The following is a 25,849-nucleotide window of genomic DNA, read 5'->3' as shown; positions in this document are numbered from 1 at the left end:
ATTGAATAAGCTGAAAAGAACCAGACATATTTAGAAAAATTATTACGTCATATATGCATAAAATACATGAATTCACCTTAGCAACATTTGCTATCGAGTTTAATACAGGAGTCGGCAAAGAGTTACAAAGCATATTGTTAAATTAAATCCATCACGCATCCATAAATGAATTTTAAGGAGTAGTACGATGGCTTATTCAAATAATCAGAATCAATCACCTGAAAAAGCAGATCCGCATAATCAAGCAGAAGTGAATCCTAATGAGGCTTCCCAGCCCAATGACAAGGTCGCGAAGCTATTGAGTAACGATAAAGTCAGTTATCAAGAGGTTGAAGGGCTGACAGATACGGATCAATTACAACAGACCTTAGATCAGAGTGTTGCTTCTCAAAACCCTGAAGGTAGTCACGGTAATGAAAATATTCGTAAAGCGGTTGAAAACCTAGATCGCGATGAAATGAAGCATAACTTGAAAGATGAAAGTGCTGAAAAAGATGAGCCTAGCCCTAATCCAGCCCCTTTCATCACACCCAAATAAAAATCAATTTACTCTGAATAGATGAAGATTGAGAACCAAGTTTTTTACTTGTTCCATCCAGTCAGGATGGAACAAGTCATTTTAGAACCATTCGCTTGGATCATCGACTAACTGGTTTAACACGGGTTGCCACTGGCTTTGGATACTGACAAAGTTTTTCTGGGTTTTATCAAAAATACTCAGGCCTTGCATGGCTAAGCTGCCATAGGCAGTACGTTCTGAAATCCATGCCACAGGTTCCTGTTCAATCTTGTTAAAGAAGTCTTGAATGTCTTTAGAGCTGGAACTGTTCGGTTTAACCCGATTGGCAATCAGCAGGATTTGTACCTTACCTTTACGAATACGCTTAATGTCTTGTAAATGTTTAAGGAAACGACGAGTACTATCAATATCAAAGAACGAAGGTTGCAGCGGTGTCACGATTGCATGTGCTTCACTGACCAGTTGTTCTGCATGCTCACCTGACAGGGCGCCGGGCGCATCAATAATTAAATAATCCAGATTTTTTGGTGCTTCACCAATTGATTTTTCATGTCGCCAATCCAGACTTTGAATGCCTGTCACGGTATCTGGACGCTGCTTTAACCATTGCAAAGATGATTTCTGATTATCGGCATCGGCCAACGCGACCTTATAGCCTTTTTGTGATAATGCAGCAGCGAGCGTGATCGCTGTCATGGTCTTACCACAGCCACCTTTTTGATTTGCGATTAATATTGTCTTCATGAAATTAGATTTATTTAACTAGGCTCTCGTATTCAACTATACCTTAGCATCTTTTTGCGTCGAGTGTGTTACACATGACAAAAGTTTAATGTTGCAGTTAAATAGCTGCATTCAGAAAAAGGAATGTGTTATGTCGGTTTGGCTTGCAATGTTGATTGGTGGTTGTATAGGGGTTGTGATCACCACCATTATTCTGTCGAGTACCCGCAACGGTCGTGTGCAGGCAGAGTATGAAAAATATATTGCCGAGCTGGAGCTAGAACATAAACAGGCTTTGCTGGATGCGCAGAAGCGAAGTGTCAATACCAGTCGTGCGGTCTTAAAAGGAAAAATGGCGGAACAATTTGCGCCGATCTTGCCCGAGTTCCAGTATTTGCCAAGTGATGCCAAATTCCTCGGTGATCCAGTCGATTATGTGGTGTTTGATGGTTATACCGATTTCCGGGATGGTGATGGCACTGCCGAAGATATCGAAGTTATTCTGCTGGATATTAAAAGTGGCGGTGCACGCTTAAGCAAGGGACAGCAGGCCATTGCTCAAGCGGTACGTGAAGGGCGGATTCGTTTTGAAACCCTTAGAATCGATTTTGAAGACTAAAGCGGAATTTCTAATTTCTGTACTCGCGCCAATAACATCTTCTGTGCAATTGCAGGGATGCCTTCCGCATCAAAATATTGTTTTTCTATAAATTTAAATTTGGCTTGTAATAGATGTCGTTCAATATCGCGATTGAGGTGGCAACCATCTGCAATACGTTTCTGGATAGGGGTGAGTAAAGTCTGCAAGGACTGTATTTTCGCAGAGTCTAGATGTTTGACATGCTCAACCAGATGGAAGGTTCCCGTCGGTTTAAGCACACGATAGATTTCTGCAAGTGCCTGATCGAGCTGCGCAATACTACACAAAGTCCAGGTTGAGACCACATGATCCAGAGATGCATCTGCAAAGGGGAGTTTCTCTGCGCTAGATTGCACATGTTTGATAAAGAACGGCGCATGTTGAACCCGTTCAACCGCAAGCAGATAAATATCTGGATTGGGCTCCAAGGCATAGAGCGTATCGACATTGCCATAGAAAGGAATATTCAGACCTGTACCAAAACCAATTTCGAGTATGTCTCCTTCAATCGGTAACAATAATTCACGACGTCGATCCATCAGACTCGCAGTTTGCATGACCTGATTAAGTAAGTGAGGAAATATATGACGCTGGTAAAATTGGTAAATCATGGAAATCCATTCGTTGATTCAAAATAAAAATAGGGTGACTGCACCACAAAAATATGACTAAAGTGAGTTTGATTGTTACTAAAAAAAGCACTTTTTTTCACCATCTAAGCATACTATGAAGAGAAGTGCTTTTCTAAGTTTTTCGTTATTTGAGGATGATTGAGCCATGAAAAAACGTCTGTTGATGAGTTTATGCATGGTTGTTGCAATTGGGCAGACACATGCATCGACCAGTGGGGAAGAATACAATATTGCCAATGGTTTAGCGCCCGTTGTGAAATATCAATCGATTTCGGTACTGAAGCCTTTTGATGGGAACTTCCGTATTCTCGGCTCAAAAGTCTATCATGACGATGAGCAAGCCAAATTTTCTCCGATTGATTATGCAGTCAGTTTAGGACTTTTTGCTGACCCTCAGATTGCGCGGACGATTGATGTTCAACAGTATGACCGCTACCTGAACTGGAAAATGAAAACATTACCTGTTCCACCCGATCAGGCCATCAAAATGGTATCGAATATGCACATTATTCCTGCCAATCCAGAAATTGCCAAACAGATTAAACAAGTGAAGCGTGGTGATCTGGTGCAGTTAAAAGGTGAATTGGTCGAAATTCGTGACAAAGATCTGGTGTGGAAATCATCGCTTACCCCAGGTGGTGTTGGCGATGGTGCGTGTGAACTGTTCCGTGTCAGTTCAATTCAGTGGATTGAGAAACAGAATATTTAACTTGATGCGGTATTTAAAAAAAGAGGGTGCGAAATCCCTCTTTTTTTATGCATGTAAATTATTCTTCCTGTGCTTTGGTTTCAGCAGTCTGTGTGCTTCTCCAGTGATGTAACTGGCTTTGTGCATGTAGATATTCATTGAGCTGATTGACTTGCTGCTTGCTATCCGCTGTTGAAGTATTGGCCTGTTCTAAAACTTTAGCCTGCTGTTCCCAATAATCATAAAGCAAGCCTTGAATGTAACGGCCTTGCTCGGTTTTTAGTTCCAGATCTTTCAACATAGACAGGGCAGATTTGACATTGTCCTTCTGGCGTTGTTGTTCAAATTCTGGCGTTAATGTATTGGCTTCTTTCATCTTCGCCAATTCCATTTCCATGCTATCGCTCATGTCGGTAAAACGACGGTCATAGTCATCCAGTATTGCAATATCGTGACCATCATCTGCGGTCGCAGGGAACTGTTTGATTGGTGTCTGGTTTAATTGACCAATCGCATCATTGGCTGAATTGCTTTGCTGCTCTTGTTGAGCAGTCGGTTGTTTATCTTTATTACATGCGCTCAAGAGCAGGGCTGAACTGAGCATACATGTCAGGGCAAATGTGGTTTTAATACTAGGCATGGATCAACTCGATAAATATTTAGTTTGCAGCTTTCTGGAAATGATAAGCAAAAGTGGTATAGGGGAAATCAATCTGATCTTGCGCAGTTAAGCCTGTAAAATCAAATACAATTTGTTCGAACTTTGCTTTTAACTGTTGTTGTTCTGCGACAGGCATGGCGGCAATAAAGCTGGTCGACAACAGACGCTTACTCACCACTTGCTCAACCGTGCCATGATGTTTTTGCTGAAAGGTCTGCAGTTCAACAAAGTTAAACATTTGCTGATGCTCAAACACCTGTTTCCATAACTCACTGTGATAACGTGGCGTATCACCTTCTAAAGGTGCAATTTCATCTGCCAGAGCTTTGACCCAATCAACCGTTGTGTCGCGTTGATTCCAGATCAGCCCTAGATGGCCCGATGGGGCCAGTACCCGATGCATTTCAGTTAATGTTTCAATATTCGCAAACCAGTGGAATGACTGGGCACACAAAATGGCATCAATTGAAGCATCTGCCAGCGGCAATTGATCACTGGAAGCCTGAATACATTTCACCTGTGGATGGTTGTGCTGAAGCTGTTGTAACATTTCAGCGACAGGCTCAACTGCAATCACTTTTGCCTTGCTCTGTAACAGGTAGGGTAAGAATTTGCCAGTCCCCGAACCAAGGTCGATAACAGTGGAATTTTCACCTATTTGGAGGCGATCTTGCAGCCAAATGGCAATATCTTGCGGGTAACTGGGACGAACTTGCTGGTACAGTTCGGCACCTAAACTAAAGCCTTTTTGAGCGGCTGGGTGTAAGGATTGTGTCATCTTTTGCGCTTTTTAATCTGTCTTATCTCTATAAAATAAGATACTCCGCAATTATGGTTTGGCAAAGCCACCATTTGGTGACTTTTTGCTACAGACCTTGGATCAATTTTTCAGTGTGAGCATGGATAAGCAAATCGTATTTGAAGACGAACATATTCGCGTTATTTTTCTAAAAGGTTCAAGTAACACTTTAGTGGTTTCGTTCGGCGATTTAATTAGTCGCGCCAAAGGAATGTCCATTAATGCTGAAAAATCATTAATAAAATATCAATACAATGTCCTTGGCATTATGCCAAAACAAAAATCATGGTTTCCTAAAAGCAGCATGCTTCAGATGCAGCAACAGATTTTGCCAATTTTGCAGCAATTCAAAGAAATTGTGGGCTATGGCGGGTCAATGGGTGGCTATGCTGCGATTAAATATTCCAACCTGTTGAATATGCAAAAAGTGGTGGCTTTTGTCCCACAATATTCAATTGATCCAGATGTCGTTCAAGATCGCCGTTATGCAGAGTTTTTTGATGCAAGTATTCATCAAGACATGCAGATTCAGGCCGATGAAGTGGATGCATCACGTGAATACATTATTGTTTATGATCCTTACTTTGCCGAAGATAAAGAGCATTTCTTAAAGATTCAGCCTTTATTACCGAATATGCATGTCATTCATTTGCCATTTACTGGCCATGAGGCACTTTCGGTTCTGGCAAGTTCGCAATTGCTCAATGATTTTGTCGAAAAACCTTTTGAAATTACTTATTTCTACAAGCGTGTTCGGGAAGTTAAAAAGCAAAGTAAATTCTATTATCGTCATGTGCTGGATGCCTTGTTGGCAAGACATCATCATGCCTTATTAAAGATTTTAGAAAATAATGAGTTTGAACTGGATGAACGCTATTTTGATGCGATCATGAAGCAAAAGCTGGTTCAGCAATTATTTAATCTTAAGCAGGGCACAGAACAGAACCTGCATAAGCTCGGGATTCAGCCGCATTTCGTGCAACAGGCAGGTAGCTCAAAGCCAACCGTCATGACGGCTCAGGAGACCTGTCTGGTCTTTAATCTGGTGAGCTTAAAGCTAGAGAGTTATCGTCCAGATACGCTTGCAGCCAATCTGAACTATCTTGTTCCGTTAAAAGTCACAGCCAATGCATTGGTGGAACTTGAACTGAATAATGAAAATTATTTATTGACCATGAATGACCGTGGTATTCACAAGCTGGTAAAAGTCGGTGAAGCCTTGGCTTTAGACCAGTCACCACTGGTGTTTAAACGCTATGCAGAGTTTTGTAGCATCAGCTATAAGCAACTGACATTAAGCTGTGATGAACAGGGATTCAGTCATTTTGTTGAAAATAATGTGGATGAGCAGACCAAGCTACAGCTATGTAACTAGATCTTTTCCATAAAAAAGCCCTTTGCATTGCAAAGGGCTTTTTTTTAGAACGGACTTAAAGGATTAGTTTGCACCAATTTTTGCGTTGGTATTTACATTGGCATTCACGCCTAGAACTTTAACACCGACATTTGCACCTGTTTGAAGGCCTTTCTTATCTGCATTCAAGCCAGTTTGGGCATTCACACCAGAGGTTTTACCATTCACTTGCGCTTGTGCATTGGTTTGCGCACCTAAATTTAACGATTTAGGTTGGTTAGATGCTTTTTTGTCTTCAATACGTTTTTTGACATTTGCAGTGGTATCGGCTGCAAACTCTTTACCATCAACGGCTTTGTCTACCGCATAATCTTTTGTATTTTTAACTGCTTCACCAGTTTTGTTCACGACATGTGAACCGATATGGGTCGCTGTTCCAACAGTTTTTTGAGTTGCTGTTACGCCTGTATTTACAGCGGCATGTCCTACATTATGTGCAGTATGACCTACGCCTTGTGCCACGTGACCTACACCTTGAGCAGTATTTTTTACTGCGCCAGTCACACCCTTAAGCAAGCCACCAGATTGAACATTGACTTGAGCTGAGCCATTCGCGTTCACCTCAGCGCTCTGTGCAAAAACAGAAGCAGAAGCGAGGATACTTGTTGTCACGATAGCTGTTTTGATCATTTTTTTCATTGCGATTTCCTTAGCGATGTACCGTAAAGTGGTACTTCATTAACGCCATTGCATCATAGCGAGCTAAAAAGTAGAAATGTGTGATTTTCATCAAAAATTACAACCAGATTACAGGTCAAACACACTTTAGATAGAAATTGTGAAGATTGATTACGGGAATAAAAACATGAAAAATATAGTTTTTATATGAATTTAAATAATTGTAAATATTGGTGTTTATTTAATTTTTAAAATAAGAATTTAGCACGTTATGAACAGTTATTTTAAATTTATTCTATAGTTTAGAATAATAAATATACAAATTAAGGATATCTAAATAATATAAAAAAGATTAAAAAATGAGAAGAAGCACGACTCATTCATGTCTGAATATGCTTCGTCGGCATAATAATTTTTATCTTTAAGGAGCTTTATTTTTTATCCTTCATCTGTTGATGGAGGGCATCTGTTGTTTTTATTTGAAGACTAAAAAGGGAGTGGCAGTCAGTTTCTAAAGAATAATTGTATTAAATAGAAGAAGTAAAATCCAAATCTTGGCGAGTATGAGGCGCTGGAGAACAGAATGAAAAAGATGGCAGCATTTTTACTGGTTTTAATTGGACTAGGTATGGTGGCGATGTATCTACAGCCAACCAAGTCAATGGTGAATACAACGGTTTATCAAGAGCGTCCGAGTCATTCGGAAACAACCCAAATACAAGAAGTGGAGGTAAAAACCAAGCAAGCAACCAATTCAACGCTAGACAACCTATCGGATACTTCTCAACAAGAACCAGAATTTTATGACACGAAAAGTGATCCTTCGCTACAGCCGATTGATCCAGCGACTGATCCTGCAAACGAAATTAAACAGCTTTAAATCATCAGGGTTTCTTTTTAAGAAACCAGACAATAAAACCATTCTTAATTTGAGAATGATGGAGATGAAAAGTGAACAATAAAATTTTAATATTTATCGGTTTATCTGTTTTTTGTATAACGACAACCTCTGCTGCAACACTCAACTCGGCTCAGCTTAAACAGCGATTCAGCGCTGCTGCTGTCAACAAAATTACCCAAGGAAAAATTGATATTAATGCATTGGTGAGCAATGAATCGAATGACTTAATTATTGAATATGATCTAAATACTGAAAATACGCTGTCAGATCCAGCACAGCGAGATTTTATTGCAGATAGTAAAAATAGATTTAAAAATAGATGGATTAGATCAGCAGGTTTTCAGACGTTGCGAGAATTTAATGGTTTGCCTTTGGGTTTATACCGGATTCAAAATCGTGAAACTCTAGCCCAAATTTTAAATGACCCTATGGTAAAAGGGGTGTATCCCAACCGTAGAAATACGACCACCACGATTGAAAGTTTAGCTTTAATTAACCAGCCGCAAGCGGCAAACAATGGTTTTACAGGTGCGGGAACCAGCGTGGCAGTGATTGATACAGGTGTGAATTATAAACATGCTGACTTTGGCTGTACTACGATTAATACACCTGCTTCAAGCTGTCGGGTTGTTTATAGTTTTGATAGCGCCCCCAATGATAACCAGCTCGACAATAATGGGCATGGCAGTAATGTTTCAGGTATTGTGGCAAAAGTAGCACCTCAAACCAAGATCATTGGTATTGATGCGTTTCGAACAGTAGTGACCAATGGGCAGCAACAGAATATTGCCTATGACAGTGATATTCTGGCTGGATTGAATTGGACGGTCAATAATGCAAGAACTTATAACATTAAAGCGGTTAACCTGAGTTTAAGTGTTCCTGGACGTAAATATACGTCTGAATGCCGCAATAGTAGTTATAGTACCGCTTTTTCCAGAGCGCGGAATGCGGGTGTCGTTCCTGTGGTTGCTGCGGGGAATGATGCCTATGCTGATGGTATTGCTTCGCCTGCATGCGTGACTGGTGCAGTACGGGTCGGTGCAGTTTATGATTCGAATCTAGGAGCTGTCAAGGCAACCGTATGCAATGATGCAACCACTCAGGCTGACCAAATTGCTTGCTTTAGTAATGGTGGCTCTCTGGTCACACTTGTTGCGCCGGGCGCGATGATTACAGCAGGTGGTTATCGGATGGGAGGAACATCACAAGCCACCCCTCATGTCGCGGGCGCAATTGCTGTATTGCGGGCAAATAATGTAAGACCATCAGAAACCATTAACCAGAGCATTAACCGTTTAAAGGCAACAGGTAAAACAGTCAGGGATGCACGAACAGGCTTAATTTTTCCACGTATCGATTTACTCGCGGCAACCAGTGGACTCAGTCTGAATTAAACTTATTTTATAAGTTAAAGATTGATCCAAAGCATCGTTTAAAAGCCATCACTCGTTACAGCTCGTAGTCATCGATGTAACGAGTTTTTTATGGAATTAATGACATTGTGCCAGATTATTCGCACTGAAATTACTTTGCAGTTTCTTGAAATTTGCTTGTACAGCAGGATCATCAATGTCAAAAGCTGTTGAGGTATTGGCTGAAACAAGCGTGGTATGTTGGGTCGATGAACTCGCTGAAATTAATCCTGAATGGTTAAAGGTCCAGTGCTCGACCGCTTGCCCACCATCGAAATATCCAGTGAATTCAATAACGCAATTTTTGTCCTGTTTCATCAGTTTCGCAATATTGCCTTCTGTTGTTGGAGAAGCACCAATATTTTTAACCTGTTCGAGACTTTGCGCTGAACTCGGATTCGGAGTCTGAAAAGTGGAGCAAGCTGTGAAACTCATTCCACTAAATATCGAAATAAAAATAATTTTAAATGGGCGACGCATCATGGGAAAAATTCCAGTCCTATGAAATTATCATTTTAGTGTGTGGCTAAGGTGGGTGAAGTTCAAGGCACGTTTTGAGATAACACTGTAAATTTTAAGCTTATTTTTTTAAATAAATCCAATAGAAATGCTACTTAGCAAATTGTGTCAGAAATGACCAGATAAAAGACCTGTCTTGATAATGAACATGCGGAGGGTTAATGCCATAGTGTTGTCGATATAAAAAGAGGGAAAAGAGCGCATGAATATGAAATCGAAGGCTATACCGTTTCATCGGGTCATCGTCATTGGTGGTGGTTTTGCGGGATTAGGAGCCGCGATCAAACTGAAAGAAGCAGGCATTCATGATTTTATCTTGCTTGAGAAAGCGGATGAGCTGGGTGGCGTATGGCGTGAAAATACCTATCCCGGTTGTGCCTGTGATGTGCCTTCGGCGTTGTATTCCTATTCTTTTGAACCGAATCCTTCGTGGAGTCGAGTGTTCGCTGGACAGGTTGAAATCAAACAATATTTGCAAAATACCGCACAGAAATATCAGGTACTGCCGCATGTCTATTTTCAGCATGAGGCATTGGCTGCAAGCTGGTCAGATCAACAACAATGCTGGATTGTGCGTACCAATCAAGGCGAGTTTCATGCGCAGTTTGCGATTATGGCGTGTGGCCCGATGCATGAGCCTGTCATTCCTGATGTGAATGGATTAAAAGATTTTAAAGGGGAAATTTTCCATTCTTCGCGTTGGCGGCATGATCTGGATTTAACTGGAAAACGCGTGGCTGTGATAGGCACGGGCGCATCTGCCATTCAGTTTATTCCCCAGATTCAACCTTTGGTAAAGCAACTGACCGTCTTTCAACGAACACCACACTGGGTTTTGCCGAAGTCGGATATGCCTTTGCCTCGTCCGATCCAGATAGTTTTTAAATATCTACCTGTGGCTCAATCGCTTATGCGCGGTTCGGTATACGGCATTTTTGAGACGCTGAATGGCGGTTTACAAAGTAATGCAGCGATGCAGCAAGTACAACGTATTGCTGAATTTCACATTAAACAGGGAATTAAAGATGCTGAATTACGCCGTAAAGTCACGCCGAATTATGTGATTGGCTGTAAGCGTATTCTCCAGTCCAATGAATGGTATCCTGCTTTGGCACAACAGAATGTTGAGGTGGTGGCTGCTGGCCTAAGTGAAGTTAAAGGCAATCGATTATTTGCCAGTGATGGTCGCAGCGTAGAGGCAGATGTCATTATTCTCGGGACAGGTTTTGAAGTGGCTGAACCACCAATTGCCCAAAGAGTCTTTAACCGTCATGGTCAAAGCATGTCAGAGGTTTGGCAGGGCAGTCCAGAAGGCTATATGGGAACGATGGTGGCTGACTGTCCAAATGGATTTTTGATGTTTGGGCCAAATATTGCGGTGAGTTCTTCGGCATTTATTATTATCGAAGCGCAACTCGCCTATATTATTGATGCGCTCAAACAGGCGATTCAGCAAAATATTCAAACCATTGAACCTGATCCTGTGCGGATGGCCCAGTTCAATCAACGTGTGCAAGACGCTTTAAAAACCACGGTCTGGAATAAAGGCGGTTGTCAGAGTTATTTCATTGATCGTAATGGACGCAACAGTACGGTATGGCCGTGGACAACGTTTAAGATGCGCCAACAACTCAGTCATTTTAATTTAAATGAATACCTGATTGATCGTCAGGTCGAACCACAGACCGAGCCTGTTTAAGCTAAAGTGAGATAGAAAAAACCTCTAGTATTTAGCTAGAGGTTTTTTTGATTAATTCGATGAAGGTTGACTGAGTCCAGCACGCTCAATTGGAACATTTCCTTCATTGGTTCCGACGACTGCATCTTTGGTGTCTTGCCATTTTTTAGCCGTAAATTGTTTGGCTTTCTCTGCTTGTGTTTGAACAACTTCAGATTGTTCCTCTGTATATTTCTTGGTGTCTTGCCATCTTTCACTGATCTTTTGAGATGTGTTTTCAGATGCACCCTGAATTGAGTTGCCTAAGTTCTGCATGCCTTTACCTGTTTTATAAAGTAATACACGACCGATACTTGGGTTGTCGCCATAAGGCATCGCTTTTTCAGGTTCTGCATTCGAAGCAGTTGTTGTGGTGTTTGCTGTATCTGCTGCCCAGAGAGAAGACGAGGCCGCGAGAGCAGTGGTTAAACATAATAGTTGTACTTTATTCATCATCTTTTCTGTCCTTTCAGCGATAGCTTCGCAATCGAGATTTTATATCTTATCGTTCGGTAGAAGAAAAGAGTGGGGATGATATGAAATTGATACAGTTATGTATAAAGGATGAATTTCTAGCGAGAAAGAATAAAGGGATCTATAAAAGATCCCTTTATTGAAGATGAGCTGAGAGCTTAACCCTGCAACACACTTACATCCGCAATTGCCGTGAATAAATCACGCAACTGAGCCAATAAACGTAAGCGGTTAGCTTTTAACTCTGCATCATCTGCCATAACCATTACACCTTCAAAGAAGGCATCGATTGGTGCACGAAGCGCAGCGAGCTTAGACAAGGCTTCTGTATAGTTACGTGCAGCAAGCAATGGCTGAACCACAGGCGTCAATGCTTGAAGTTCTGCATAAAGTGCTTTTTCAGCAGCTTCTACCAGATTCGCTTCAACTACAGCACCTTCAGGTGTCGCTTCTTTAGCAAGAATATTGGCAACACGTTTATTTGCCGCAGCTAATGCAGCCGCTTCTGGCAAGGTACGGAAATGATTGACCGCATTCACACGCTTGTCAAAATCAAGTGGAGATTTTGGCGCAAGCGCTTGAACCGCCTGAATCACATCAACTGCAACGCCTTGATCTTCATACTTGGCACGGTAACGACCTTCAAGGAAAGCAACTGCATCGGTACGTGTCTTGTCATGATCTTTGATGATGTCGCCATAACCTTGCAATGCAAAGTTCACTAACTCTTCAATGGTAATGTCTAATTCATTTTCAATGATTAAACGCAAGATACCAATGGCAGAACGACGTAATGCAAATGGGTCTTTCGAACCTGTTGGTGCTTGACCGATACCGAAAATACCAACCAATGTATCTAAACGGTCCGCAAGGGCAATGGTTGTACCGGTTTTGGTTTGCGGCAATACATCACCTGCAAACTTAGGTAAATACTGCTCACCTAAAGCTTCAGCAACTTCATGATTCTCACCTTCAAGGCGAGCATAGTAAGTGCCTGCGATCCCTTGAAGTTCTGGGAATTCACCCACAAGCTCAGAAGTTAAGTCGCATTTAGCCAATAATGCTGCTTTCTCTGCATCGGCAGCATTTGCACCTGTAATTGGCGACAATGCCACAGCCAGTTTCGCAATACGTTCAGATTTATTCCAAAGCGTACCCAATTGCGCTTGGAACACCATGTTGGCTAATTTTTCTTTACGAGACGCAAGCGGTTGCTTTTGGTCTTGTAAGAAGAAGAATTCGGCATCAGACAAACGAGGGCGAACAACTTTCTCATTCCCTTCAATAATTTGAGTCGGATCTTTAGACTCAATATTTGAAACGGTAATGAAGTAAGGCTGTAATTTACCTTCGGCATTGATTAAACAGAAATACTTCTGGTTATCCTGCATGGTGGTAATCAAGGCTTCTTGCGGAACAGCCAAATAACGTTCTTCGAAAGTTGCACGTAAAGCCACAGGCCATTCTACAAGGCTAGTCACTTCATCAAGCAAGTCTGCTGGCACAATTGCAGTCGCATTGACTTCATCTGCCAATGTTTTCACTTGGGCTTGAATCGTGGTTTGACGCTTTTCAAAATCTGCAACGACATACGCTTTTTCTAACGTTACCAAGTAGTCATTTGCATGCGCCAAAGTCACAGCTTCAGGTGCATGGAAACGGTGACCATATGTCACATTACCTGTTTTATGATCTTGAATGGTTGCATCAATGACTTGAGCATCTTTTAGTAACACGACCCATTTTACTGGACGCACGAATTCAGTACGGCTTGCCGCTGAACGCATACGTTTTGCGATTGGCAAGTTATCCAATGCAGTCTGTAAAATTTGCGGTAGTAAAACATCAAGGCTTTGACCTTTGACATCTTTCAGGAAGCATACTTTTTCAACTTTACCTGCTTGGAAAGTTGAAAGCTGATCAACTGTAATGCCTTGACCGCGCATAAAGCCTTCAAGTGCTTTTGTCGGTTTGCCTTCAGCATCATAAGCAGCTTGTACAGCAGGGCCGTCAAAACGTTTTTGTGTATCTGCTTGAGCCGCATCGATATCAACAATTTTCAATGCTAAACGACGTGGTGCAGCATAGGCTTCGATAGAGGTGAAATTTAAGCCTGCATCTTTTAAGCCTTTTTCAGTTTCTGCTTTGAGTGCATCACGTAAGGTTTTTAAGCTTTTCGGTGGAAGTTCTTCACAGCCAAGTTCGAATAAAACTGTATGCTTCGTCATTATTTATTCTCCTTCGCTTTTTCAGCTTGGGCTGCTTCTGCCTCAACTTGTGCTTTGAGCTGAGCCAATACTTCATCACGCAAATGTGGTTCTGCCATTGGGAAACCAAGCTTGGCACGGGCAGCCACATAACTTTGTGCAATTGAACGCGCCAAAGTACGAACACGTAAAATATAACGTTGACGTTCAGTCACAGAAATTGCACCACGTGCATCGAGCAAGTTAAAGCAATGTGATGCTTTGATCACCTGTTCATATGCTGGAAGTGGCAATTCCGCTTCGATTAAACGAGACGCTTCGGCTTCATAGAAGTCGAATAATTCAAACATTTTATCGACTGGTGCATATTCGAAGTTATAGGTTGATTGCTCAACTTCGTTTTGATGGAATACATCACCATAGGTAACTGTACCGAATTGACCTTTGGTCCAAACCAGATCATAAACTGAGTCTACACCTTGCAGGTACATTGCCAGACGTTCTAAGCCGTAAGTGATCTCACCTGTGACTGGGTAACATTCAATACCACCCACTTGCTGGAAGTAAGTGAACTGAGTCACTTCCATACCATTTAACCAGACTTCCCAACCTAAGCCCCAAGCGCCAAGTGTTGGAGATTCCCAGTTATCTTCCACGAAACGAATGTCGTGAGTTAGGGTATCAATGCCGATTGCTTTTAATGAATCGAGATAAAGCTGCTGGATATTATCCGGGTTTGGCTTAAGCACCACTTGGAACTGATAGTAGTGTTGTAAACGGTTTGGGTTCTCACCATAACGACCGTCTTTGGGACGACGTGAAGGTTGAACATAAGCCGCGTTCCAGGTTTCTGGCCCTAAAGCACGTAAGAAGGTTGCAGTGTGGAATGTCCCTGCGCCCATTTCCATATCATATGGTTGTAATACGACGCAGCCTTGCTCCGCCCAATAGTTTTGTAGGGCAAGAATCAAGCCCTGAAATGTGTCAATATGCGATATAGCACGACTCATGGTGCATCCACTGGAATCAAACAAAAATTGTGGTTAAGTATAAGGATTTTGGTGGTGAGTGGCAAAGGCTTCTAACAGTTCGCCCGCAAGTTCTGATCAGAAATAAAAAATAGATCGATTCTTCTTAATTATATTTATAGATCGATTAAATGACGTTGAAATGAGTCGGCTGGATTTACAGTGAAAATCCACACGTCACCTCATGACGTATTACATCTTTTGGATACTTAATTTCACAACTTTGAAATGCTAATTTTTAAACGATATTTTCTGTTTCTTCAGGTCGTTTGAAATGTCTGATCGCATTCGTGAAAAACTCCAGATTCTTGCGGACGCTGCCAAATATGACGTGTCCTGTTCCTCCAGCGGCAGTGACCGTAAAAATAAAGATAAGGGGCTAGGGAATGCCAGTCATTCGGGGATTTGTCATAGCTATACCGAAGACGGACGCTGTGTATCTTTGCTGAAAATCCTGTTCAGTAATGTCTGTATTTTTGATTGCGCTTATTGCGTATCACGCCGTTCTAATGATGTGAAACGTGCGGCCTTTACGGTGCAGGAAGTGGTTGACCTGACCATTAATTTTTATCGTCGTAATTATATTGAAGGGCTATTTCTCAGTTCAGGTATTTTCAAGTCCGCAGATTACACCATGGAGCGCATGCTACAGGTCGTTAAAAAACTGCGTCTTGAAGAAAACTTTAATGGTTATATTCACCTCAAAACCATTCCAGGGGCTTCACCAGAACTGATTCATGAAGCTGGATTGTATGCTGACCGAATGAGCATCAATCTGGAAATGCCGACAGAAGTCGGATTGAAAACTTTTGCCCCTGAAAAGTCGCATCAGGAAGTACAAAAAGATTTGGGTTTAGTTCGAGATCGCCTGATTCAGTTGAAAGATGAACGTCAGGTGATCAAACACGTCCCCAAATATGTACCAGCGGGGCAAACCACACAAATGGTGGTGGGTGCACATCAGGAAACCGATCAGGATGTGTTGTTAATGGCGGATCGGCACTATAAAGAATTTAAACTCAAACGGGTGTATTTCTCAGGCTATATTCCGATCAATACCGAGAATCATTATTTGCCCGCAGTGGGTTCTGCACCGCCGTTATTACGTGAAAATCGGCTTTATCAAAGTGACTGGTTGATGCGTTTCTATGGCTTTCAGGTCAATGAAATTGTGGATGAACGCTTTCCGCATCTGGATTTGGATATTGATCCGAAGCTGAGCTGGGCTTTACGTCATCCTGAGCAATTCCCCGTAGATTTAAATCATGCCGATTATCAGATGGTGTTGCGTGTGCCTGGCATCGGGGTGAAATCAGCCAAGAAAATTGTACAGGCCCGTCGTTTTGGCAAGATCCATATTGATTTATTGAAACAGCTTGGTGTGGCCTATTCGCGGGCGAAATTTTTTATTCGTTGTGAAGATAGTCCGCGTTTTCAGAAAGAACTGTCTCCAAATTACATTCGCCAGCAAATCTTGAAGCAAGGTTCATCAAAGTACGTGCAACAATTATCACCGCAACTTAGTTTGGGATTTTAGCCGTGTTGAATGCACCAGTGGCGTATTGCTTTGATAGCTCAATGGCAGGGTTGCTGAGTTGTGTTTTTCGAGCCTTTCAGTTCAAAGAATTTGAGGTACAACTGTGTCTGGAAAATCAAACACAGCATGGCTTATTTGCCAGTCTTATTGAGGTGCCGACGCATGAGCAGCATGCGCAACGAGTCTGGTCAGGCCTGCAACAAAAGCTGTCGCAATCGGCATTAAGGCAATTTTATTTTACGTCTTTATCTGAATCGCTTGAGGCATATCAGCATTTATTTAATTACTGTATTTATGTGTTCCAGCAGCAGCTTTCTGTGGAAAAGGACTATTTACATCCAAGTGTGTTAGCGATTTCGCAATGGACTAAAAAAGTCGGACGTGAAAAACATCGGATGGAGGCGTTTATTCGCTTTAAGAAAACGACAGACGGGCTATTTCTCAGTCTGGTACGGCCTGATTTTAATGTGTTGCCTTTGATCCAACCGCATTTTAAACGCCGTTATCAGGACCAGCGCTGGCTGATTTACGATGAGAAACGTCAATATGGACTGTATTATGACTTGCATGAAATTCATGAAGTCTCAATGGATGTGAAGGAGGTGGACCGTAATATCGAAACGGGTTTTAGTCAAAGCTTCCAGTTGGGGCTGGATGAGCAGGAGGCGTTATACGATCAATTATGGAAGGATTATTTCAATAGTATCAATATTAAAGAACGACAAAATATCAAATTACATGTGCAATATTTGCCGAAACGTTATTGGCGTTATCTCAATGAAAAATATGTTTAAGTGCATTACTGTATTTTGAACATGGATTTGTTCGAGGCACACTTGCACTGATAACCTAATCTGAGTAGATAATAATCTTGTCCTTACTTTTTGATAATGACTTTAAAAATGATTAAAACAAAGAGCCGAAAAATGACCAAATTAAATTTAAAAGTATTCTTGCTTGCGATGAGTTTTTTGAGCATGTACGCCTTTGCTGAGACAGAAAGCAAATCAACGGATGCTTATAGCGTATGTGTTGACGAAACCATTCAGGAACTCGGGCTAGGGAATATCAATAATGCAGTGGTGGACATCTGTAGTCATAACATCAAAACACTGTATGCAAAGCAGATTGTCCAAGTACTCGATCAAATTAAAAAACAGAGTCAAGAATATCAACAGCCTGAGCGCTATAGCGATATTATGAAATCACAACAATTGTGGAAAAGCTTTGTTGAGCAAGAGTGCCGTAATGCTGGTGCGTATATCGGCTCACCGATGTATGAGTATTGTCCAATGCAAAAATATGGCGAACGACTCGAGCAGCTTCAGGAGTATCTGAACTGATAAATTTTATTTTCAACAACTTTACTCATAATCTAAAACTATAATTTAAATACATCTTAAGCTCGAGTAGGCGTATACTTCTGCCTCGAATAAAACAACACTATTCCAGCAAGGTGCATTGTGAGCTCTACCCAATCAGACTGGCTAAATTTTCTCAAACCTAACTATAAAGTCCTGCCTTTGAGGGAGAGGATGCTTTCAGGTGTCGGTGCTTTATGTGGCTTGGCGATTTCTTCACTCATTAGCTGGTATGTCTTGGGTGGTATGAATGCGTGGTACATTGCACCCATGGGCGCTTCTTCGGTACTGCTATTTGCCGTGCCCAATAGCCCCTTAGCGCAACCGTGGAATGTGGTGGTTGGTAATACATTAGCGGGTTTAATCGGCGTTGCTTGCACTCAATTTTTGCCTGACCTAACGAGCGCTTTTAGTGTAGCTGTCGGATTCGCAATTTTTATGATGATGACCACAGACTCGCTCCATCCGCCAAGTGGCGCAGTGGCGATTACGGCCGTGTTAGGCGGAGAAGCGGTACATCGGCTGGGCTTCCATTTCGTGTTATACCCCGTGCTTCTGAACTCGATTTTATTATTAGTTTTCGCGGTGGTATTTAACCGTTTGATTGGACGTCATTATCCTTTAACTGCACATGTGAATGAGCGATCTAAAGATCCAACACCGACACAGAAAGTTTCGATCCAGCCGAAAGATATTGAATATGCTTTAGAGCATCACACCGAGCTATTGGACATTAGCCAATATGATCTGGAAAAAATCATTTTAGAAGCACAAGAGCATGCCAATGAGCGTTTGGTTAATTCATTTGTCTGTCAGGATATTATGAGTCGGGATGTCATTAAACTGCATGAAAATGATGATATTCATCAGGCACTGGATAAATTCAAAGCGGTTAATCTGATGAGTTTACCTGTGGTCAATGCAGAAGAAAATCTGGTGGGAACACTGGCTTTATACGAAGTGGTGGAATGGTTTAAGGGCGCGACTGATCCACGTAATTCATGGCAGCATTTTGTGCGGCAGATTATGAGTCGGAGAGTGGTGACAGTTGATCCGTTACAGCCAATTCAGGATTTAGTGCCGTACTTTGTAGAGAAGTCTTTTAACTATATTCCTGTAGTGGAAAATCAGCGTTTGGTGGGAATTATCAGTCGTGCAGATATGATCGCTGCCTTACAACAGCAGCTTAACCGGAAATTGGTTTAAATAAAAAAAGCTACGGTTGGATTAGGGGTAATTTCAACCGTAGCGACCAAAAAGGTAAAAGTGGAATTAACGTTTTATGCCTTGGTCTTCATAAACTGTTTTCACAGGCTGGTTGTAGCCTTGAACATGGTCAACACGAGCTTGTTGCTGTTTTGGAATGACCAACCACAAAATGAGGTACACCAAAATACCTGGAAAGGCGGCACTCATAATCGAGATCACAACAAAGATCAGGCGTAATAAATTTGCATTCCAACCAAATCGTTCCGCAATACCGCCCATTACACCAGCGATCATGCTTTGTTGGTTTGAGCGATATAAACCAGAGTTGGTCATCGAGTTTGTCTCCTTAAATTCATGAAACGGCAGCAAAAAGTAAAATATTCATTGAATGGCTGCTGTTACTTAAGAAATAGGGGCAATTGATTTTTTTTAAAGTTTAAACAGATGAGAGATTAGTTAAGTTGTGTAAATGGTTGCTGGAAAAAACAACAGTATCGCCTAAAATGCACCGACTTAAAGCACACTGCTTTTTAATTTGCTATTTCCATCTTGTTGCGGCCGTTTTGATTACCTTTCTAGGCAACGAACGAGCACTCAATTGAACCCTATATTTTATTGTGCAAAATTTTAGGGAATGTAGTGAAAAGTACGCGATAGCGATGTTGATGTTAGAGATTTATAGATATGCAGTTCAGGTTATTCTTACAGCATGTTAGTGTAGGAGTCTTATTGAGTTTAGGTTTGATTGCTTGTGATGGCCGTCATCCAGAACCTGTAAGACAACAACCCCAGACGCAATCGGATCGTGAGGCGAGCTATGTGCTCGCAGATGAACAAGAGCACGCTTCTTCTGATACGGAAGCGATGTCACTCAATCAGGTTGCTGGACAAGCAACTTTGCCACACCCAGTGGTACGTCAACAGAACCATAGTCAGCCTTCAGAAGCCGATCTGATTTATGTCGGTCGTTATCATGCCCGCATTCCCTGTACAGATCCTTTCGCTGGCTGTGTAAATAATGAAAAAGAAGCTGAATATATTCTGAATTTATTAAGTGATGGTTCTGTGTACTGGACCAATACCAGTTTTGGGCGTCTCGGTTCCGATCCAACACGTAGCGTTGCCAAGATTGAGCAAACCTGTAAGCAGGTGCACTGGCACGTCCATAAAGAACTGAATGAAATCATGGTGCGTTGTGATGCGGCAGATTTAAGTCTTTATTATCAGATTAATCAAAATCAGGATCTGGTTTTTAATCTGGAAAAGATGTGGAATGAAGGGAACGGCAATAACCGTAAGTTCTTTAAAGAATATCCTTTTCCACAACAGGCTTATGTTTTCAAAAGAGTGGAATAAACGACCATCTTTTGCAAAACAAAAAAGAGCGCATAAAGCGCTCTTTTTTTACAGCCTTGATTAGTAATCGAAGCTGAAGTGTTCTGGTGCAAGTGAAGTCAAGGTACGAGACGTTGTTACCATTGACTCGGCATGGCCTTGAGCGCGTGGTAATAAACGGTCGAAGTAGAAATCAGCAACCTTGATTTTTGCTTTATAGAATTCAGGGGTTTCGATACCGTTTCCTGCTTCTAATTTCTCAGAGGCAATAACGGCTTGTTGTGCCCAGAAGTAAGCCATCATCACATAACCAGAGAACATCAAGAAATCAACCGATGCTGAAGAAACGATGTCACGGTCTTTACGTGCAGCAAGCATGATACGAACTGTTAATGTGTTCCATTGTGCGCAAAGCTTGGTTAAATCCCATGCGAAACGACGTAGGTATTTATTACGTGCGTGTGCTGCACAGAACTTCAAGATTTCAGCCGTGTAATCACGAACCACTTTACCTTTCGAGCTTAATAGCACTTTACGACCAATCAAGTCGAGTGCCTGAATGCCTGTTGTCCCTTCATATAACGTTGAGATACGGGCATCACGTGCGATTTGTTCCATACCCCATTCACGGATATAGCCATGACCGCCGTAAACCTGCATACCGTGGTTGGCTGCTTCTAAACCAAGCTCAGTCAAGAAACCTTTTAAGATCGGTGTATAGAAACCAAGCTTGTCATCATAAGCTTCATAAGCTGCCTGATCACCACTGACCAATGCATCTGTCATTTTGTCCGCAAGTTTTGCCGCATGGTAGATCATTGAACGACCACCTTCAGCAATCGCTTTTTGTGTCAATAACATACGACGAACATCAGCATGGTGAATAATCGCATCACCTACACGTTCAGGTTCTTTCTTGCCAGAAAGGGCACGCATTGACATGCGGTCTTTGGCATAAGGTAAAGCACCTTGGAAAGACAGTTCAGCGTGTGCAATACCTTGAACTGCGGTACCAATACGAGCCGTGTTCATAAAGGTAAACATCGCATGTAAACCTTTGTTGATCTCACCGATTAGGTAGCCTGTTGCATTGTCAAAGTTAAGCACGGCAGTTGCAGAAGCCTTGATACCCATTTTGTGTTCGATAGAACCACAAGACACCGCATTACGCTCGCCCACGCCACCATCCGCAGTTGGGATGAATTTAGGCACGATGAATAGAGAGATACCACGTGTACCAGCAGGCGCATCTGGAAGGCGAGCCAATACGATATGAATAATATTTTCTGTTAAATCATGTTCACCCGCAGAGATGAAGATTTTAGTACCAGAAATTTTATAGGTACCGTCTTCATTTGGTTCTGCTTTGGTTTTTACCTGACCTAAATCTGTACCACATTGAGGCTCAGTTAAGCACATTGTGCCTGACCAAGTGCCTTCAACCAGTTTAGGCATATAAGTATTTTTTTGCTCGTCTGTACCAAACTGCATGATGGTGTTCATACAACCTGTACTTAAACCTGGATACATGGTGAATGACCAGTTGGCAGTCCCCATCATTTCAGATTTGATCAGGTTTAAAGACATTGGCAAGCCTTGGCCACCAAATTCTTCTGGATAAGAAAGACCTTGCCAGCCACCCATCACAAACTGGTCATACGCTTCTTTAAAGCCTTTTGGTGTCGTCACTTCACCATTGTTGAACGTACATCCTTCTTCATCACCTGACTGGTTAAGCGGAGAAAGTACGTTTTCGCAATAATCTGCCGCACCTTCAAGAATCATATCAACCGTATCAGCATCCGCATTTTGACCACTTGTCAAAGTTTGGTAATGTGCTGGATAATCTAACATTTCGTTCATTAAGAAACGAATATCACGGAGCGGGGCTTTATAAGCTGGCATAATCTTAATCCTGTATTTGAATCATTTTGGATTATCTGTTTCGATACTTTGATTATTCACAATGGTGATAAAAATACATTGATAATCACTGGGGAAAAGAATGTCAGAAAAGCGAATCGTCTAGATTCGATGGAGATGGAAAAATCACTTTTCTGTTGGTGTCTAAACTAATATTAAACGTGAAAAATACTTAATTCTATACTTGAAAATATAATGATATAAAGGTGTTTGGTAAAGCTATGCGTCTAAAATATTTAACTTTATGTTTAATGGGTCTCAGTCTTTCTGCATGTTCTCAACATGTCATTAAAACCAATCCAGCTTCGGCGAACCTTGAGCAGAAGGCGGTAAATAGCCTCAATGCCATCTATGAATATCCAAGCTATGATTATCGTGGGAAATTCAATATTCATGTGGATCAGGAGCAGAGTAAAAATAATGCAAAAGCTGAACCTGCATCTTTAGAGCCAGCGCTTAAGCAAAAAGTTGACCAATACTTACGAGAGCAGAAGGTCAATTTAAACAATAAACAGAAGCAGGCCTTGTATACGGCACTAGCGCAAGAACAGAAAATCTCTGGTCGTTCCAAGGCCGACAAATTTACTCAGGTCATGACCAATATTCTGAATGAAATGCAGTTTGAATATGATGGTTCAGTGCATTATCGCCAGAAAATGGGATCATTTAACCTGACCGCGCGTTATGAAAAGCCGACGCTGCTGGTACAGGCCAAAGTGCCGATGGTGCTGGATCTGAATAATTATAAATTTTACATCAACTACTTTGCCTTGATGCCTTATCTGGTCAATAAAGAAAACCAGAACAATCTGGCCTATCTGGATTTTTCAAAATATCAGGATGCTTTCAAGCAAGTGGATTACAAGAAATTTGCTGAATATGTCAAAGCATCGAGCGCGGTTTACTATCGTCTTGCGGATCAAAATAATATTCAGGCCTTATCTGTTTCCTCTGCGGATCAGGCGGCTGGAGTCGTAGAAAAAATTCGTTTAAAAACCTCGGTTGAAGAACTGATTTTACAAGCGAACTTATATAGCAAGGTCAATGAAAAATATTTGATGCAAAGCGTTTTAAATCTGAAAGCGCAGAATTTAGAAAAACTGGTTGCAGATGAAGTTGCCAATGCCGAGGAGTCAAAATCTAAAGCATCATTACTGGAAGCAAAAGATTCGGCAGATGATGCAAACTTAGTTAGCCAACAGTTATATCGTCTAGTGAATCAGCACTTTGGGGTTGAGGATGTCGAAGAAGATTATGCTGATGAAAGTGCAGATACGGCGGAAGCAGCGGCGGCACGTGCAGTTGCAGCAGCGGCTGACGATTCCAAAGTATCTGAATATCCTGAAGGATCTGATGATCTGGAAGCATCTGAAGATGAACAGGCGGGTTTATCTGAGCAAGAATGTACAGCCCTGCAAACAGCGCCTAAAACCACCTATGGCGATGTACAGTATTGTCAAAGTGTATATGGCATTGATGTCTTCTCGGATCAGCCAGTTGAACCTGGTTTCTTGACTTATATCCAGAAGTTACAAGCTGTTGAAAAAGAATTCGCTGTTTATGATCAAAACCAGTTTGTTGATGATCAGGCATTTAAAACACTTTGGCTTAAACATCAGGCGGATATTGAGAAAGCTTTACCGCCTGTTGATAAACGTAACCCATTTATTATGGATGTCGGATTGGATGCCAAAGGGCGTGCTGTGAAGATTGACTATGATTTAAATTATGGTCTGCCTGAGTTGAAATCACGCTTTAATGTCAAGGCAGATATGCTGATTTCCAATTATGGTAAAGGCACGCCGATTGATCAGGCTCAGTTGAAACAGGCGAAAACATGGGCAGAAGCCAGCAAAGGCTCAATGCTAGAGCAGGCAGTGAACAGCTTCTCTGAAAAGTTAGGGCAGACCGGTATTCAGGAGCGTTCAGCGGAGCCGTATACGCTATCTTTAGATGATCAGCTCAATGTGATTGCGGAACAGCGTTATGATGCAACACGTGCTTATGAGCCAACTTATAAAGCAGTGTTCATTGCTAAATTAACAGAAAGCGCGCCACACATCGTGCAGCGTTACTCAAGCCAAGAGTTGCAGGAAATTGCCAGTGTATATGCTTATTGGTATGCCGATGAGGATGTTTATAATCCCGAAGGAAAAGCACTGCAAAAGATTGAAGCTTTGCAAAAGAAACATCATCTGGAATATGAAGACCAGTTTGATGATCGTTTAGGACGTTCGGTTCATCATATCGTCAGTGATGCAATGCAGGGTGATCAACAGCGTCAGGCATGGAAAAAGCTACAGGCGCAGTATAAGCAGCCGCAGCAGTTATTTGCCAAGCAATATCAAATCCAGTTCGAACAAGAGAATGGCGCGTCAGGTGAAGAAAAACGCTGGCTCGAACAAACGGCAAATATCTTGGGGCAGGTATATGTCGATGCGCGTAAAAATAAGTTGTCTGAGCAATCGATCAAAGCCTTAAAGATTGAACATAATGAATTTATTGATTATGGCATCTTTAAAGAGGTCTATCAGAAGATGTTAAATCTTAAGTAATCCACCACAGAAAAAGAGCCTGTAATATACAGGCTCTTTTTCTGTCTAATGTTTAATCGATTATAAAAAATCTTTCAGTTCAGGTTTAACCCCATTCCAGATGGAGAATGCTTCAATTGCTTGACCCACTAACATGCCAAAACCATCCGTAGCAGGCACTTGGCGTTGTTGGGCTTGATCCAGAAAACTAGAAGGTTTGCCATAGGCCATTTCATAAGCATGATGGAAAATTAAGCTTTCAGGTAACTGTAAAGCATCTCCCGTTAAACTTGCTGAAGTTGCATTAATCACAAAATCAAACTCACCTGAAAGTTGCTCTAGGCGAATCGCTTTAAGCTCAGTTTGTGGCACAGCATCTTTTAAATCTTCAACCAGTTGTTCCGCGCGGGCGAGGGTACGATTCGCAATCACAATCTGTTTTGCTCCTGCCTGTACTAATGGATAGATTACGCCACGCGTTGCACCACCAGCTCCTAAAATCAGAATACGGCTATCTTTAAGTTCCCAGCCTAGTGCTTGAATCGCTGCAACCAGACCCTGACCATCAGTATTGTCGCCATAGAGCTTGCCATCTTCCATCCACAGCGTATTCACAGCTTTGGCAATCTTGGCACGTTCAGTCAGTTGATCACATAACGCAAAGGCTTGTTCTTTAAAGGGTACGGTGACATTCATCCCCACACCATTCTGGGCAAAAAATGCTTTGGCTGTATTTTCAAAACCATCCAGTGGTGCAAGAATTTTTTTATAGTTTAAGTCGACCCCAGTTTTTGCTGCGAATGCATGGTGTAACTCTGGCGAGCGTGATTGTTCAATCGGATTTCCAATTACAGCAAATTGTTTGGTCATGAGGGAATCATTCTTATAAGGTCGTTAAAGTTTATAAAGTTGAGGGGGATGCTGCAATATTGATTTACACCTGAACATTCAAACAGGGCATGATTTCAGGACAAGAACATGCTTTGATATTTTT

Annotated in this window: 25 protein-coding genes; 13 read left to right on the top strand and 12 right to left on the bottom strand. The window is 41.7% G+C overall.

What is annotated here, in order from left to right:
* Positions 1-187: 187 nt before the first annotated feature.
* On the top strand, positions 188-538 hold the full coding sequence (locus IEV36_RS07370) for a hypothetical protein (protein ID WP_005259879.1): 351 nt from the start codon (positions 188-190) through the stop codon (positions 536-538).
* 81 nt (positions 539-619) lie between these two features.
* Here IEV36_RS07370 and IEV36_RS07365 read toward each other — a convergent pair whose 3' ends face one another.
* Positions 620-1,264: a ParA family protein gene (locus IEV36_RS07365; RefSeq protein ID WP_004775966.1), complete on the bottom strand. Its 645-nt coding sequence runs from the start codon at positions 1,262-1,264 to the stop codon at positions 620-622.
* 130 nt (positions 1,265-1,394) lie between these two features.
* On the opposite strand from IEV36_RS07365, the gene IEV36_RS07360 reads away from it, so the two are divergent.
* Complete coding sequence (locus tag IEV36_RS07360) at positions 1,395-1,862, top strand: Holliday junction resolvase-like protein (RefSeq protein WP_004775965.1); 468 nt, start codon at positions 1,395-1,397, stop codon at positions 1,860-1,862.
* Here IEV36_RS07360 and IEV36_RS07355 read toward each other — a convergent pair.
* Entirely contained in the window at positions 1,859-2,494 is a 636-nt protein-coding gene (locus IEV36_RS07355) for a class I SAM-dependent methyltransferase (RefSeq protein WP_005259878.1), read from the bottom strand. The genes IEV36_RS07360 and IEV36_RS07355 overlap by 4 nt on opposite strands.
* A gap of 166 nt (positions 2,495-2,660) precedes the next feature.
* Here IEV36_RS07355 and IEV36_RS07350 point away from each other — a divergent pair, with 166 nt between their 5' ends.
* Positions 2,661-3,224 carry a hypothetical protein gene (locus IEV36_RS07350; protein ID WP_004775961.1) on the top strand — a complete coding sequence of 188 codons (564 nt, stop codon included), beginning with the start codon at positions 2,661-2,663 and terminating at the stop codon, positions 3,222-3,224.
* Between the two features lie 58 nt (positions 3,225-3,282).
* On the opposite strand, the gene IEV36_RS07345 is transcribed toward IEV36_RS07350, so the two are convergent.
* On the bottom strand, positions 3,283-3,843 hold the full coding sequence (locus IEV36_RS07345; protein WP_005259877.1) for a hypothetical protein: 561 nt from the start codon (positions 3,841-3,843) through the stop codon (positions 3,283-3,285).
* 19 nt (positions 3,844-3,862) lie between these two features.
* Positions 3,863-4,642 (bottom strand): class I SAM-dependent methyltransferase, encoded by a 780-nt coding sequence (locus IEV36_RS07340; RefSeq protein WP_005259876.1) that lies wholly within the window; start codon positions 4,640-4,642, stop codon positions 3,863-3,865.
* A gap of 121 nt (positions 4,643-4,763) precedes the next feature.
* Between IEV36_RS07340 and IEV36_RS07335 the strand changes: the two genes are divergently transcribed.
* A complete protein-coding gene (locus tag IEV36_RS07335; RefSeq protein WP_004775955.1) occupies positions 4,764-6,038 on the top strand; it encodes a hypothetical protein in 1,275 nt (424 codons plus the stop codon).
* Between the two features lie 63 nt (positions 6,039-6,101).
* On the opposite strand, the gene IEV36_RS07330 is transcribed toward IEV36_RS07335, so the two are convergent.
* On the bottom strand, positions 6,102-6,716 hold the full coding sequence (locus IEV36_RS07330; RefSeq protein ID WP_005259875.1) for a hypothetical protein: 615 nt from the start codon (positions 6,714-6,716) through the stop codon (positions 6,102-6,104).
* 562 nt (positions 6,717-7,278) lie between these two features.
* Between IEV36_RS07330 and IEV36_RS07325 the strand changes: the two genes are divergently transcribed.
* Both IEV36_RS07325 and IEV36_RS07320 read left to right on the top strand, forming a co-directional pair.
* Positions 7,279-7,575: a hypothetical protein gene (locus tag IEV36_RS07325; RefSeq protein WP_005259874.1), complete on the top strand. Its 297-nt coding sequence runs from the start codon at positions 7,279-7,281 to the stop codon at positions 7,573-7,575.
* A gap of 71 nt (positions 7,576-7,646) precedes the next feature.
* Entirely contained in the window at positions 7,647-8,993 is a 1,347-nt protein-coding gene (locus tag IEV36_RS07320; RefSeq protein WP_005259873.1) for a S8 family peptidase, read from the top strand.
* Between the two features lie 96 nt (positions 8,994-9,089).
* Here IEV36_RS07320 and IEV36_RS07315 read toward each other — a convergent pair whose 3' ends face one another.
* Positions 9,090-9,494: a hypothetical protein gene (locus IEV36_RS07315; protein ID WP_005259870.1), complete on the bottom strand. Its 405-nt coding sequence runs from the start codon at positions 9,492-9,494 to the stop codon at positions 9,090-9,092.
* A gap of 238 nt (positions 9,495-9,732) precedes the next feature.
* Here IEV36_RS07315 and IEV36_RS07310 point away from each other — a divergent pair, with 238 nt between their 5' ends.
* A complete protein-coding gene (locus IEV36_RS07310) occupies positions 9,733-11,229 on the top strand; it encodes a flavin-containing monooxygenase (protein ID WP_005259868.1) in 1,497 nt (498 codons plus the stop codon).
* A gap of 51 nt (positions 11,230-11,280) precedes the next feature.
* Here IEV36_RS07310 and IEV36_RS07305 read toward each other — a convergent pair whose 3' ends face one another.
* The 3 genes from IEV36_RS07305 to glyQ all read right to left on the bottom strand — a co-directional run bounded on the left by IEV36_RS07305 (position 11,281) and on the right by glyQ (position 14,938).
* Entirely contained in the window at positions 11,281-11,703 is a 423-nt protein-coding gene (locus tag IEV36_RS07305) for a hypothetical protein (protein ID WP_005259866.1), read from the bottom strand.
* Positions 11,704-11,879: 176 nt separating this feature from the next.
* The gene (gene glyS / locus IEV36_RS07300; RefSeq protein ID WP_005259864.1) at positions 11,880-13,949 is read right to left on the bottom strand and encodes a glycine--tRNA ligase subunit beta; all 2,070 of its coding nucleotides are present in this window, start codon (positions 13,947-13,949) and stop codon (positions 11,880-11,882) included.
* On the bottom strand, positions 13,949-14,938 hold the full coding sequence (gene glyQ, locus IEV36_RS07295) for a glycine--tRNA ligase subunit alpha (RefSeq protein ID WP_004775941.1): 990 nt from the start codon (positions 14,936-14,938) through the stop codon (positions 13,949-13,951). Before glyQ ends, glyS begins: the two co-directional genes overlap by 1 nt.
* 292 nt (positions 14,939-15,230) lie before the next feature.
* Between glyQ and IEV36_RS07290 the strand changes: the two genes are divergently transcribed.
* The 4 genes from IEV36_RS07290 (at position 15,231) to IEV36_RS07275 (ending at position 19,060) form a co-directional block, all read left to right on the top strand.
* A complete protein-coding gene (locus IEV36_RS07290) occupies positions 15,231-16,493 on the top strand; it encodes a putative DNA modification/repair radical SAM protein (protein WP_005259861.1) in 1,263 nt (420 codons plus the stop codon).
* A gap of 2 nt (positions 16,494-16,495) precedes the next feature.
* Positions 16,496-17,287, top strand: coding sequence for a TIGR03915 family putative DNA repair protein (locus IEV36_RS07285; RefSeq protein ID WP_005259860.1), 792 nt, complete (start codon positions 16,496-16,498; stop codon positions 17,285-17,287).
* 132 nt (positions 17,288-17,419) lie between these two features.
* Positions 17,420-17,836: a lysozyme inhibitor LprI family protein gene (locus tag IEV36_RS07280; protein ID WP_005259859.1), complete on the top strand. Its 417-nt coding sequence runs from the start codon at positions 17,420-17,422 to the stop codon at positions 17,834-17,836.
* A gap of 120 nt (positions 17,837-17,956) precedes the next feature.
* Positions 17,957-19,060 carry an HPP family protein gene (locus IEV36_RS07275; protein ID WP_032811132.1) on the top strand — a complete coding sequence of 368 codons (1,104 nt, stop codon included), beginning with the start codon at positions 17,957-17,959 and terminating at the stop codon, positions 19,058-19,060.
* 66 nt (positions 19,061-19,126) lie between these two features.
* On the opposite strand, the gene IEV36_RS07270 is transcribed toward IEV36_RS07275, so the two are convergent.
* Positions 19,127-19,396 carry a PspC domain-containing protein gene (locus tag IEV36_RS07270; RefSeq protein ID WP_004775933.1) on the bottom strand — a complete coding sequence of 90 codons (270 nt, stop codon included), beginning with the start codon at positions 19,394-19,396 and terminating at the stop codon, positions 19,127-19,129.
* A 351-nt stretch (positions 19,397-19,747) separates the two neighbouring features.
* Between IEV36_RS07270 and IEV36_RS07265 the strand changes: the two genes are divergently transcribed.
* Positions 19,748-20,419, top strand: coding sequence for a hypothetical protein (locus IEV36_RS07265; protein WP_005259858.1), 672 nt, complete (start codon positions 19,748-19,750; stop codon positions 20,417-20,419).
* Between the two features lie 60 nt (positions 20,420-20,479).
* On the opposite strand, the gene IEV36_RS07260 is transcribed toward IEV36_RS07265, so the two are convergent.
* Entirely contained in the window at positions 20,480-22,303 is a 1,824-nt protein-coding gene (locus IEV36_RS07260) for an acyl-CoA dehydrogenase C-terminal domain-containing protein (RefSeq protein ID WP_004775931.1), read from the bottom strand.
* Positions 22,304-22,542: 239 nt separating this feature from the next.
* Between IEV36_RS07260 and IEV36_RS07255 the strand changes: the two genes are divergently transcribed.
* Entirely contained in the window at positions 22,543-24,876 is a 2,334-nt protein-coding gene (locus tag IEV36_RS07255; protein WP_005259857.1) for a hypothetical protein, read from the top strand.
* Between the two features lie 60 nt (positions 24,877-24,936).
* Here IEV36_RS07255 and aroE read toward each other — a convergent pair whose 3' ends face one another.
* Entirely contained in the window at positions 24,937-25,725 is a 789-nt protein-coding gene (gene aroE, locus IEV36_RS07250; RefSeq protein WP_005259856.1) for a shikimate dehydrogenase, read from the bottom strand.
* Between the last annotated feature and the right edge of the window lie 124 nt (positions 25,726-25,849).

The sequence above is a fragment of the Acinetobacter vivianii genome (assembly GCF_014635885.1).
In the GTDB taxonomy this organism is placed as follows: Bacteria; Pseudomonadota; Gammaproteobacteria; order Pseudomonadales; family Moraxellaceae; genus Acinetobacter; species Acinetobacter vivianii.
Note: the sequence above shows the minus strand (reverse complement) of the source record. Positions and strands in the feature narration are given on the sequence as shown.